Source organism: Diaminobutyricibacter sp. McL0608 (assembly GCF_039613825.1).
In the GTDB taxonomy this organism is placed as follows: domain Bacteria; phylum Actinomycetota; class Actinomycetes; order Actinomycetales; family Microbacteriaceae; genus Diaminobutyricibacter.
On record NZ_CP154826.1, the window covers coordinates 772,623 to 784,715 of the forward strand.

Annotated in this window: 10 protein-coding genes; 4 read left to right on the forward strand and 6 right to left on the reverse strand. The window is 67.0% G+C overall.

What is annotated here, in order from left to right; genetic code table 11:
• Nucleotides 1-56: 56 nt before the first annotated feature.
• The 5 genes from AAYO93_RS03620 to AAYO93_RS03640 form a co-directional block, all read right to left on the reverse strand.
• Nucleotides 57-1,064, reverse strand: coding sequence for a LacI family DNA-binding transcriptional regulator (locus AAYO93_RS03620; protein WP_345763654.1), 1,008 nt, complete (start codon nucleotides 1,062-1,064; stop codon nucleotides 57-59).
• A 20-nt stretch (nucleotides 1,065-1,084) separates the two neighbouring features.
• Entirely contained in the window at nucleotides 1,085-1,315 is a 231-nt protein-coding gene (locus tag AAYO93_RS03625) for a hypothetical protein (protein ID WP_345763655.1), read from the reverse strand.
• A gap of 3 nt (nucleotides 1,316-1,318) precedes the next feature.
• Nucleotides 1,319-2,239: a carbohydrate ABC transporter permease gene (locus AAYO93_RS03630; protein ID WP_345763656.1), complete on the reverse strand. Its 921-nt coding sequence runs from the start codon at nucleotides 2,237-2,239 to the stop codon at nucleotides 1,319-1,321.
• Nucleotides 2,236-3,273, reverse strand: coding sequence for a carbohydrate ABC transporter permease (locus AAYO93_RS03635; RefSeq protein WP_345763657.1), 1,038 nt, complete (start codon nucleotides 3,271-3,273; stop codon nucleotides 2,236-2,238). Before AAYO93_RS03635 ends, AAYO93_RS03630 begins: the two co-directional genes overlap by 4 nt.
• Nucleotides 3,274-3,369: 96 nt before the next feature.
• Nucleotides 3,370-4,653 carry an ABC transporter substrate-binding protein gene (locus AAYO93_RS03640; protein ID WP_345763658.1) on the reverse strand — a complete coding sequence of 428 codons (1,284 nt, stop codon included), beginning with the start codon at nucleotides 4,651-4,653 and terminating at the stop codon, nucleotides 3,370-3,372.
• Nucleotides 4,654-4,810: 157 nt separating this feature from the next.
• Between AAYO93_RS03640 and AAYO93_RS03645 the strand changes: the two genes are divergently transcribed.
• The 3 genes from AAYO93_RS03645 (at nucleotide 4,811) to AAYO93_RS03655 (ending at nucleotide 9,705) form a co-directional block, all read left to right on the forward strand.
• Nucleotides 4,811-6,448, forward strand: coding sequence for a glycoside hydrolase family 13 protein (locus tag AAYO93_RS03645; RefSeq protein WP_345764956.1), 1,638 nt, complete (start codon nucleotides 4,811-4,813; stop codon nucleotides 6,446-6,448).
• Nucleotides 6,449-6,489: 41 nt separating this feature from the next.
• Nucleotides 6,490-8,364 (forward strand): ABC transporter ATP-binding protein, encoded by a 1,875-nt coding sequence (locus AAYO93_RS03650; protein ID WP_345764957.1) that lies wholly within the window; start codon nucleotides 6,490-6,492, stop codon nucleotides 8,362-8,364.
• A gap of 75 nt (nucleotides 8,365-8,439) precedes the next feature.
• Complete coding sequence (locus AAYO93_RS03655) at nucleotides 8,440-9,705, forward strand: Nramp family divalent metal transporter (RefSeq protein ID WP_345763659.1); 1,266 nt, start codon at nucleotides 8,440-8,442, stop codon at nucleotides 9,703-9,705.
• A 252-nt stretch (nucleotides 9,706-9,957) separates the two neighbouring features.
• Here AAYO93_RS03655 and AAYO93_RS03660 read toward each other — a convergent pair whose 3' ends face one another.
• A complete protein-coding gene (locus tag AAYO93_RS03660; protein WP_345763660.1) occupies nucleotides 9,958-10,635 on the reverse strand; it encodes a metal-dependent transcriptional regulator in 678 nt (225 codons plus the stop codon).
• Between the two features lie 80 nt (nucleotides 10,636-10,715).
• Here AAYO93_RS03660 and AAYO93_RS03665 point away from each other — a divergent pair, with 80 nt between their 5' ends.
• Entirely contained in the window at nucleotides 10,716-12,080 is a 1,365-nt protein-coding gene (locus tag AAYO93_RS03665) for a cystathionine beta-synthase (protein ID WP_345763661.1), read from the forward strand.
• Nucleotides 12,081-12,093 lie beyond the last annotated feature (13 nt).

Here is a 12,093-nt window from a genome sequence, read left to right on the forward strand (position 1 = left end):
GGAAAAAGCTCCCCAAACGACGCGTTTGAGCAGCTTTTTCCTGTGCTCGGCAGGCTCTAGCGCGGGGGAGCGGTGCTCGTGCGCTCGATCAGCGTCACGGGCATCTTGAGGGAGCGGGCGCGCGGCTCACCGCCGTTCAGCTCGTCCAGCAGGATGCGCGCAGCCGCCGCGCCCTGCTCGAACGGGTCCTGCGCCATCGTCGTCAGTCCGAACGACTCGCTGAAGTCGTGATTGTCGATCCCGATCACCGACAGGTCGTCCGGCACGCGCAGTCCGTGGTCCATCGCGGCGAGGATCGCGCCCATCGCCATCTCGTCGGAGCCGGCGAAAACCGCGCTCGGACGTGGACCCGGCCGATCGAGCAGGCTGTTCATCGACGCCCGGCTCACCGGGAGCGAGAAGCCACCCGGGATGATCCAGTCGCGACGAACCGGAATCCCCGCATCCCGCAACGCGTCCTGGAATCCGTGCATCCTCCCGATCGGAACCTGACGGTTGAGTCCCTCCTCGTCCTCGCCGCCGAGATGGGCGATGTCCCGGTGCCCGAGCGCGATCAGGTGCTCGGTGGCGCGCCGGGCGGTTCCGCGCTCATCGATCCCGACACTGCGGAGGCCGCGGACCGGGCCGCCGACGACGATGGTGGGGTGCCCGGTGGAGGCGAGCTGGTGGCGCTCGTCCGACGTGAAGTCCAGGCACAGCGCGAGCAGCGCATCCGTGCGCTTCCGCAGGATCGTGCGATGGAACACCCGCTCACGGTCGCCGCGATGCCCGCCGAGGTTGAACAGGATCATGTCGTAGCTGGCCGAGCGCAGTTCCGCGTCGACGCCCTCGAGCACGGACGTGTAGAACCAGCGGCTCACCGACGGGACGACCACGCCCATCGCGAGCGTGCGACCGCTGGCGAGGCCCGACGCGCTCGACGACGCGACGTAACCGAGTTCATCCGCTGCCCTCCGCACGCGTGCGCGGGTGTTGTCGGAGACGTTCGGAAGCCCGCGAAGAGCGCGTGACACCGTCGCCGTGGACACGCCCGTCGCTCGCGCGACCTCGTCGATGCCAGCCACTGTGAGTCACCACTCCGTCGTCAGGAACCCTTGGAGGGCCGGTCCTGAGCCTGCAGGGCGGCGTCGCGCATGCGGATGCGCGCCCGCCACAGCAGACCGAGGGTGATGACGAGAACGAGCAGCGTCAACGCCCAGCCAAGGGCATCGGTGCCCGTGAGCTCGCTCACGATCGTAACGATAAGGAACACGAAGGCGAAGAACCCGACGAGGCCGATGCCCACATCCACGTAGTAGCGCGGATCCCTGCGCATCGGTTATCCCTTCACGCCCCCGGCGGTGAGGCCGGCGACGATCCGTCGCTGGAAGACCAGCACCAGGATGATGATCGGGATCGTCACGATGGTGCCCGCCGCCATGATCGTCGTGTACGGCTCCTCGTGGGGCTGGCTGCCGGTGAAGCTCGCGATCGCGACCGTCACCGGTTGCGTCGCGTCGCTGGACAGTTGGCTCGAGATGAGGAACTCGTTCCAGGAGGAGATGAACGCGAGGATCGCCGTCGTGAAGACGGCCGGCGCGGCCAGCGGAAGGATGATCTTCCGGAACGCCTGGGCCTGGGTGCACCCGTCGATCCTCGCCGACTCCTCGAGGTCCCACGGCATCTCGCGGAAGAACGAGGTGAGGGTGAAGACCGTCAGGGGCAGGACGAACGAGATCTCGGGGATGATCAGGGCCTGGTAGGTTCCGATCCAGCCGATGTTCGTGAACAGCTGGAACAGCGGCGTGATGAGGGCGACGCCCGGGAACATCGAGGCGCCGAGGACGATGCCGAGAACGATCCCCTTGGCGAGGAAGTCGAGCCTGGCGAGCGCGTACGAGGCGAAGATACCGACTACGAGGCCGACGACCGTCACGCAGACACCGATGATGAGGCTGTTGATGATCGCCTGGACGAGGTGGTTGCCTCCGCTGGTGGACAGCGCAGTCGCGTAGTTGTCCCAGGTGAAATGCGTCGGACCGGGTGTCGTCTCGAACGTGTACCCGACCTCGCGGAACGAGGTCACGATCATCCAGTAGAACGGGATGATGCACCAGAGCACGATGATCAGAGCGCTGACGCTGGTGCGGATGCCCTGGTTGCGGTTGCGCCGGCGGAACTTCTTCTTCGCCTCGACGTCGAGCGTGTGCGAGGGGCCTTTGCCCGAGGTGGCCGTTGAGGGGCTGGCTACGGTAGTCATTCTGCTTTCACACCCTTCTGCTGGTTCTCGGTCGTTCGCACGACGTTCGCTCCGAGGAAGCGTACGAAGATGAATGCGACGAGGAAGATGATGAGGAACGTGATCGTCGACAGGGCTGAAGCACTGTTGAAGCCCTGCCTGATCTGTTTCACGACCAGGATCGAGAGGGTGGTCGTCGCATTACCGGTGCCACCACCGCCACCGGTGAGGATCTGAGGCAGATCGTAGATGCGGAGCGCGTCGAGCGTGCGGAACAGGATCGCGACCAGCAGGGCCGGCTTCACTAGGGGAAGCGTGATCTTCATGAACCTCTGGTAGGTCGTCGCCCCGTCCATCTTCGCGGCTTCGTACACCTCTTCGGGGATGATCTGCAGACCGGCCAGGATCAGGAGCGCCATGAACGGCGTGGTCTTCCACGTGTCGGCGATGATCACCGCGAAGCGGGAGGCCCACTCGTCACTCGTCCAGAGGATCTGAGTGTTGAGCATCACGTTCGCGATGCCGGCGGTCGAGAAGATGAAGAACCAGAGCTTGGCGGTCACCGCGGTGGGGATGGCCCACGGAACCAGGATCGCCGCGCGGACGAGGCCACGGCCCCGGAAGGTGCGGTTCATGATCAGCGCGAACCAGATGCCGAGGATGGTCTCGAGGATGACCGTGGTGACCGTGAAGAAGAAGGTCACGAACACGGCGCCCCAGAACTGCGAGCCGAGGCTACCCGGCGGACAGGAGATGGTGGTGCCGTTGGGACCTGAGCACTGCTGGAACAGCCAGTGCGTGTAGTTCTGGAAGCCGGCGAAGCCTCCCTGGACGAACAGTCCGGTCGCCGGGTCGAGCCCGGCGTCCTTCTGGAACGACATGATCACGGCGCTGACGACCGGGTAGCCGATGACGATGGCCAGCATGACCAACGTCGGTGCGATCAGGTATATCGCCCACCGAGCCTCGCGGCCCCTGGCCTTCTTGGCGCCCGCGCGGAGAGCCGGCTTCTTGGTGGGTGTCTCAGGTGGAGCGGCGACTTTCGAGGTAGACATCGGTGTCTCCTAGAGGTGGGGGAGCAAGTGGTTGGGAGGTGACCCGGGCGGTGGAGGGTTGAGACTCCACCGCCCGGGATCGACCGGTTCCCTGGATCAGCCGCCGGCTGTCGCCGTCTGAATCGCGGCCGCCATGTCCTTCAGCGCCTGGTCAACAGTCTTGTCACCCTTCAGGGCGGCGTAGGTGTTGTCCTGAACGGCGGTGGTGATGGCCGGGTAGAACGGCGAGACCGGACGCGGGACCGCGTTCGCGATCGACGTCTTCAGGGTGGACAGGTACGGCAGCTGCGTGTTCAGCGTCGCGTCGTCGTACAGGGCGGAGAGCACCGGTGCCAGCGAACCCTGGGTCACGAAGAACTTCTGGGTCTCTTCGCTCTGCAGGAACTTCAGGAACTCGAATGCGGTCGCCTTGTGCTTGGAGTACACGCTGATCGCGGCGTTGTGGCCACCCAGGCTGGAGACACCAGGACCGCTCACACCCGGGAGGGGTGCGATGCCGAAGGTGTTCTTGACCGTCGAGCTGCCGTCGGTCTTGGCCAGGTTGTAGACGTACGGCCAGTTGCGCAGGAACAGGAGCTTTCCGGCTTCGAAAGCCATGCGGCCCTGCTCCTCCTGGAAGGTGATGGCGTCCTTGGGAATGTCACCGTTCTTGAACGCATCGGTCAGGCGGGTGAGCCCGGCCTTCGCTTCGGGGCTGTTGACCGTGACGGTCTTGCCGTCGTCGCCGACGACGGTGCCGCCGTTGGTGTTGATCGCCTCAGCCGCATTGACCGTCAGGCCTTCGTACTTGAAGAACTGGCCGGCGTAGCATCCGATGTTGTGCGCCTTGGCGGTCGCGCAGTCCTTGAGCATGTCGTCCCAGGTCGCGGGCGGCGTGGGTACCAGGTCTTTGCGGTAGTAGAGGATGCCTCCATCCGTGGTCTGTGGTGCTGCGTATTGGGTGCCGTTGTACGTGCCGGCCTTGACGGTCGGAGCGAGGACCGCGGAGTTGTCCATCTTCAAACTGCCGGTCAGGGGTTGCAGCCAGCCCTTCGCGGCGAACTCGGCCGTCCACACCACGTCGACATCGACGACGTCGTAATTGGGGTCCTTCGCCTGGAAGTGCTGCACGAGGTCGTCGTGCTGCTGGTCCGCCTGGTCGGTCTGCTCCTTGAACGTGACCTTCTCGCTGGGATGTGCTGTATTCCATTTCTCGATGAGCGGGCGCACGACATTGCTGTTGTCCTTGCCCTGGACGTAGGTGATCGGACCCTTGCCCGTGAGGTTTGCGCCGGCGTCTCCGCCGGACGATCCACCAGATGACCCCCCGCCGGTACATCCGGCGAGTGCGATACCGAGGACGGCGACTCCGGCTATGACGGAGAGACGTGCTGCTTTCATTTCACTCCTCGTTGAGCTGCTTGGTGCAGGCGCGGTTGCGTCTTGGTTCGTCACGCTATACCGTGACCCGGGGATGTGCAAGCGTTTTACGTAAGCGCTTGCATCACGATTTGGAGCCGATGTGACCGAAAAACCAGACGCGCCGTCCTCTCCCCGGATGGGGGTGGCCGAACCGACCGACTGGTGGCGGGATGCGGTCATCTATCAGATCTACCCGCGGTCGTTCGCGGACTCCGACGGTGACGGCATCGGCGACCTCCGCGGCGTCGCCGGGCATCTCGGCTACCTGTCCGAGCTGGGCATCGACGCACTCTGGTTCTCCCCCTTCTATGTGTCGCCGCAGGCCGACGCCGGTTACGACGTCGCCGACTATCGCGACATCGACCCGTTGTTCGGCACGCTGGCCGACTTCGACGCTCTTCTCGCGAATGCGCACGGCCGGGGCCTCAGGGTGATCGTCGACCTCGTGCCGAACCACACCTCGAAGGAGCATGCGTGGTTCCGGGAGGCTGTCGCTGCGGAACCGGGCAGCGCGGCCAGGGAGCGCTACCTGTTCCGCGACGGTCTCGGGAGACACGGCGAGCTCGCGCCGAACAACTGGACGTCCGTGTTCGGCGGCTCCGCCTGGACGCAGGTCGACGATGGCCGCGAGGCTCCCCAGTGGTATCTCCACCTGTTCGACCCGGCCCAGCCCGATCTGAACTGGCGCAACCCGGAGGTGATCGCCGAGTTCAAGGACATCCTGCGGTTCTGGCTTGACCGCGGTGTCGACGGGTTCCGCATCGATGTCGCGCACGGGCTCGTCAAGCAGGCCGGCCTTCCTGACTGGCACATCAAGTCGGCCGAGCTCGAGGGCGGCGGCAACCGCGGCCCGATGTGGGACCAGGACGATGTGCACGACATCTATCGCGGCTGGAACGCGGTGCTCGCGGAGTACGCGGGCGACCGCATCCTGGTGGCCGAGGCCTGGGTCGCACCCGCCGAACGACTGAGCCGCTACGTGCGCAGCGACGAGATGCAGCAGGCCTTCAACTTCGACTTCATGACGGTCGGCTGGGACCCCGTCGGCATGAAGGAGTCGATCGATCGGGCGCTGACCACCAACGCCGCGGTCGGCGCGACGACGACGTGGGTCCTGTCGAACCACGATGTCGTGCGCCATGCCTCCCGGTTCGGACTCAAGGATGCGACGAGCTGGCCACGCGGGATCGGCGCGCATGAAGAGCAGCCGGATGCGGCCCTCGGGCTGAGCCGCGCACGGGCGGCGACGCTCTTCGTACTCGCACTCCCGGGCTCCGCGTACATCTATGAAGGGGAGGAGCTGGGTCTCCCGGAGCACACGACGCTCCCCGACGACGTGCGTCAGGACCCGAGCTTCGCGCGTACGGGCGGCGCCGAGACCGGTCGCGACGGCGCCAGGGTGCCGATCCCCTGGGTGGCGGATGCTCCGGCGTACGGCTTCAGCCCGACCGGCGCGACCTGGCTGCCGCAGCCTCCCGCCTTCGCCGCGCTCGCCGCCGACCGGCAGGAGGGCGTCGAGGGCTCGACGCTCGAGTTGTACCGCGCGGCACTCCGGCTGCGCCGTGAGCACGGTCTCGGGCGCGGTGCGCTCGAGTGGACGGGGGCGGATGCGGCACACCTGTCGTTCGCGAACCGCGGCGTGCGGGTGCTGACGAACTTCGGGGCGCGACCCCTCCCGCTGCCCGTCGGCGCGCGCATCCTTCTCGCCAGCGAACCGGATGCGGTGGTCGACGGGGCTCTCGCCCCCGACCGGACGGTGTGGTTCGCCCAGTAAAGACTGTCGCCCGCTGCGCGTAGGCTCAATCCGTGAGTGGAATGCGTGGGCCCGCCGTCGGACGTGGTGGCCGGGTGAGCGGCGGAGACGTCGCTGCACAGAAGGCGTTGAACGCGACCGCGCCGAAGATCCAGCACCTGATGCGGCGCATCAGCGGCCTGTTCACCCCCCACAAGGGCGCGTTGGTCATGACCGTCATCCTCGTGCTGGTCGGGGCCGCACTGTCGGTGGTGCCTCCGCTGCTGACCCAGCGTGCTTTCGACGACGGGCTCTTCCCGAAGAGCGGGGTGCCCGACATGCCGGTGCTCATCTCGATCGTGGTCGTGATGATCGTCGTCTTCGTCACGTCGGCACTTCTCGGCGTCTGGCAGACATATCTGACCGCATCCGTCGGCAACAAGGTGATGGGCGCGCTCCGCGTGCGCCTGTTCAGTCACCTCCAGTCGATGGAGCTCAGCTTCTTCACCAAGACCAAGACCGGCATCATCCAGTCGCGACTGCAGAACGACGTCGGCGGCGTTGCGAGCGTGCTGACCAACACCGTCTCCAGCGTTCTCGGCAACACCGTGACCGTGATCGCCGCCTTCGTCGCCATGCTCCTGCTCAACTGGCAGCTGACCGTCATCGCCGTCATACTCATGCCGATCCTCGTGATCGCCCAGCGACGGGTCGGGCAGGTCCGGGCCCGCATCGCCACGAAGACGCAGGAATCGCTGTCCGACATGACGGCGATCACGCAGGAGACACTGAGCGTCTCCGGCATCCTGCTGTCGAAGAGCTTCAACCGCCAGGCGACCGAGGTCGGCCGGTACGACGACGAGAACCAGAACCAGATCCGCCTCCAGGTCAGCCAGTCGATGAGCGGCCAGTGGTTCTTCGCGATGGTCAACGTCTTCCTGTCGAGCATCCCGGCCATCGTCTACCTGGTCGCCGGCTGGCTCATCCTCGGCGGGGCGAACGACATCAGCGCCGGAACGATCGTGGCTTTCACCACCGTGCAGGCCCGGCTGCTGTTCCCGCTCCTCGGCCTCATGCGCGTCGCGCTCGACCTCCAGACGTCAGGGGCGCTCTTCGCGCGCATCTTCGAATACCTCGACCTGAAGCCGGCCATCGCCGACCGGCCGGGCGCTGTCCCCGTCGACACCTCGCATGACCTCGGCCGGGTCGAATTCGACCACGTGACCTTCCGGTATCCGGATGCGCGACCCGGCGAGCGCGCGACGCTCGACGACGTTTCGTTCGTCATCGAGCCGGGGGAGTTCGCGGCGTTCGTCGGCCCCTCGGGTGCGGGGAAGACCACGGTGTCCTACCTGATCCCTCGGTTCTACGACGCGACCGCCGGCCGGATCGTCTTCGGCGACACCGAACTGCGCGACCTCGAGCAGGAGTCGCTCGTCTCGCATATCGGCGTGGTCAGCCAGGAGACCTATCTATTCCACGCGACGATCGCAGAGAATCTCCGGTACGCGAAGCCGGATGCGACCCAGGAACAGATCGAGACGGCGGCGAAGCTGGCGAACATCCACGAGACCATCGCCGGGTTCCCCGATGGCTACGAGACGATCGTCGGCGAACGCGGCTACCGCCTGTCGGGCGGCGAGAAGCAGCGCATCGCAATCGCCCGGGTGCTGCTGAAGAACCCCGAGGTGCTCATCCTCGACGAGGCCACCAGCGCGCTCGACTCGATCTCGGAGCGGGTGGTGCAGGCTGCGCTCGACACGGCGTCCAGAGGTCGCACGACGATCGCGATCGCTCATCGGCTGTCGACGATCGTGGCCGCAGACGTGATCTTCGTGATCGACCACGGCCGGGTGGTCGAGCGGGGCACCCACCGGGAGCTCATGGATCGCGGCGGCGTGTACGCGCGCCTGTACGCGGAGCAGACCGAGGGTGCGTCGTCGGCTGTGCTCGACTGACGCAGATCCGATCTTCGGATGCGCGAGCACCGATGTTAGGCTGGTCTAACATCGGTGCCAGTGGTGGGGAGCGGCATGTCAGTCGACGTCGCGGGCCGCACCGGGCGTCGTTCGCCCGGTCGTCGAAGGTCGCGCGCCCGCGTGCTGCTGCTGCTCGGCCCGGCGTTCGTCGCGGCGATCGCCTACGTCGACCCCGGTAACGTCGCAGCGAACCTGACCGCAGGCGCAGAATACGGCTACCTGCTCGTCTGGGTCCTCGTCGCCGCCAACGCGATCGCCGTCTTCGTGCAATACCAGTCCGCGAAGCTCGGAATCGTCACCGGCTCCAGCCTCCCCGAACTGCTCGGTCAGCGGCTGTCGACCGGGCCACGCAGGGCGTTCTGGGTGCAGGCCGAACTGGTCGCCGCCGCCACGGACCTGGCCGAGGTCATCGGTGGCGCAGTCGCACTCAACCTGCTGTTCGGCGTACCGTTGCCACTCGGCGGGCTGATCGTCGGCGTCGTCGCGATCGGCATCCTCGCCGTGCAGTCCCGACGCGGGCAGCGCTCGTTCGAGGTCGTCATCGTCGGGCTGCTCGCCGTGATCGCGATCGGGTTCCTCGCGGGTCTATTCGTGAGCCCGGTCGACTGGCGTGCCGCCGCCGGTGGCCTCGTCCCGCGCTTCGACGGCGCACCGACCGTGCTCCTCGCCGCCAGCATGCTCGGTGCCACTGTCATGCCGCACGCCATCTACCTCCACTCCTCCCTCGCACGCGATCGCCACGGCCACCAGCTCGACGAGAAGGTCGTCTCCCGGCTGCTGCGCGTGACACGCCTCGATGTTTTCGGTGCGCTCGCAGTCGCCGGTGCGGTCAACATCGCGATGCTCCTGCTCGCGGCCGCCAGCCTCGGCGGCCAGAGCGGAACGAACACCATCGAGGGCGCCCACGCGGCGATCACCGCGACCCTGGGTCCCGTCATCGGGGCGGTGTTCGCGATCGGACTCCTCGCATCCGGGTTCGCGTCGGCATCCGTCGGCAGCTATGCGGGCGCGACGATCATGTCCGGGCTGCTGACGGTGCGCGTGCCACTGCTGCTGCGCCGGGTCGTCACTCTCATCCCCGCGATCGCGATCCTCGCGGCGGGCGTCGAGCCGACGTGGGCGCTGGTGATCAGCCAGGTCTTCCTGAGCCTCGGCATCCCGTTCGCGCTGGTGCCGCTCATCCGGCTGACCTCGAACAAAGCGGTGATGGGCGACCGCGCCGACGGCCGCGGGATGCGCATCCTGGGCTGGCTCATCGCAACTCTCGTTGTCGTGCTGAACGCTGCACTCGTCGTCCTCACGATCGTCGGCCTCACATAGCCGCCGTGGCCGTCGCCATCCGGCCGTGGCCGAACCTCGTTTGGTTGCCACAAGGTGCGAGAACCAAGCGATTGGTCGCCAAAAGATCGGCAACCAATCAACCGACGAGCGCCGTCGGACGGGCGCTCAGAATGGTTGCCAAAAGATTGGCGTGCGGGTCGATAGGTTGCCAAAACATTGGCGACCAATCGGGAGAGACTGGCCGGGATGCGCGTGGAGACGGATGCGCGTGAGACGAAGGCGCGGCAGCGCCTACGACCGTGGGGTCACCCAGACGGCGGAAGCGGCGGTCTCGCCGAGGTCGACGGCCGCAGCCGAACCATCCAGGGAGACGGTCGCGTCACCCGCGAAGCCGCGCTGCTCCGTCACGGTCAGCACGGTGTCCAGGTGGATGCCCCGGTCGGCGAGGTAGCGGAGGACGGCCGGGTCCGCATCCGAGATGCGCGTGACCACGAGCGCGACGCCGACCTGCGCCTCGACGAGGGGGAGCGCATCCGGCCGGTGCGGAGTCCCGTCGGGCGTCGGGATGGGGTCACCGTGCGGGTCGCGTGAGGGGTAGCCGAGCCGGCGGTCGATGCGGTCGATGAGCGTGTCCGAGACGGCATGCTCCAGCACCTCGGCCTCGTCGTGCACTTCGTCCCACCCGTAGCCGAGCACCTCGACGAGGAACGTCTCGAGCAGGCGATGCCGTCGCACCATCGCCACCGCATTCGCGCGACCGGCGTCGGTGAGCTCGATGCTTCCGTACGGCTCGTGCACGAGGAGGCCCTGCTCGGCGAGCCGACGGATGCCGTCCGAGACGGTGGCCGCCCGCACGCCCATCCGTTCCGCCAGCTGTTTGACGGTGATGGGGGTCGCCGACCACTCGGTCGCCGCCCAGATCACTTTGAGGTAATCCTGCGCGGTGGTCGACAGGTCGGACACGGGCATGGCCACCATCCTAGAAGGCACACGATCCGGACCTCGCGACGGGCATGGGATGCGGCGGCCGCCCCTGTTAGGTTGTGAGGGTGAAGTATGCGGAGACCGTCCTCGAGCTGGTCGGAAACACGCCCCTCGTCAAGCTCCACAAAGTCGCTGAGGGGACCGCGGCGACGGTGCTCGTCAAAGTCGAGTACCTGAACCCGGGAGGTTCTTCGAAGGACCGGATCGCGTCGCGCATCATCGATGCTGCCGAGCGCGACGGGCTCCTGAAACCGGGCGGGACCATCGTCGAGCCGACGAGCGGGAACACCGGCGTCGGCCTCGCCCTGGTGGCGCAGCAGCGCGGGTATCGGTGCGTCTTCGTGCTGCCCGACAAGGTGGGCGAAGACAAGAGGAACGTGCTCACCGCGTACGGCGCCGAGATCGTCGTGACGCCGACGTCGGTGCCCCCTGAGCATCCTGACTCCTATTACAGTGTCTCCGACCGGCTGGCGGCAGAGATCCCCGGTGCCTTCAAACCGAACCAGTACGCCAACCCGAACGGCCCGCTCAGCCACTATGAGACGACGGGCCCGGAGATCTGGCGGGACACCGACGGCCGGGTCACCCACGTCGTCGCCGGCGTCGGCACGGGCGGGACGATCAGCGGTGTCGGCCGCTACCTCAAAGAGGTGTCGGAGGGCCGCGTGCGCATCGTCGGCGCCGACCCCGAGGGCTCCGTGTACTCCGGCGGCTCGGGCCGCCCCTACCTTGTCGAAGGCGTCGGCGAGGACTTCTGGCCGGCCGCCTACGATCCGAGTGTCGTGGATGTGGTCATCCCCGTCTCCGACGCCGATTCGTTCGCAATGACGCGACGTCTCGCCCGCGAGGAGGGCCTCCTCGTCGGCGGTTCGAGCGGCATGGCGGTGGTCGCCGCGTTGCACGCCGCCGCCGACCTCGGCCCCGACGACATCGTGGTGGTGATCCTGCCGGACGGGGGCCGCGGCTATCTGGGCAAGATCTTCAACGACAAGTGGATGCGGTCCTACGGTTTCAGCGACGTCCCGCACGAGGCGACGGTGCACGACATCATCGGCACCAAGAGTCGTGACCTTCCCGACCTCGTGCACGTGCATCCGAGCGACACCGTGCGGGACGCCATCCAGATCATGGCCCAGTACGGGGTCTCGCAGCTGCCGGTGCTCACTGCGGAGCCGCCGGTCGTCATCGGAGAGGTGGCCGGGGCCATCGACGAGACGGCGCTCCTCGATGCCGTCTTCACCGGGCGTGCACAGATGAACGACGACATCGGCGCGTTCACGGGGGAACCGCTGGGCCTGATCGGTGCGAACGAGCCGGTCTCGGCCGCACGGACGGCTCTCGGCACGGCAAGTGCCCTGCTCGTCACCGACGAGGGCAAGCCGGTCGCCGTGCTCACCCGGCAAGACCTGCTGAACTTCCTGAGCGCCTGACGGCCTCGGGCGA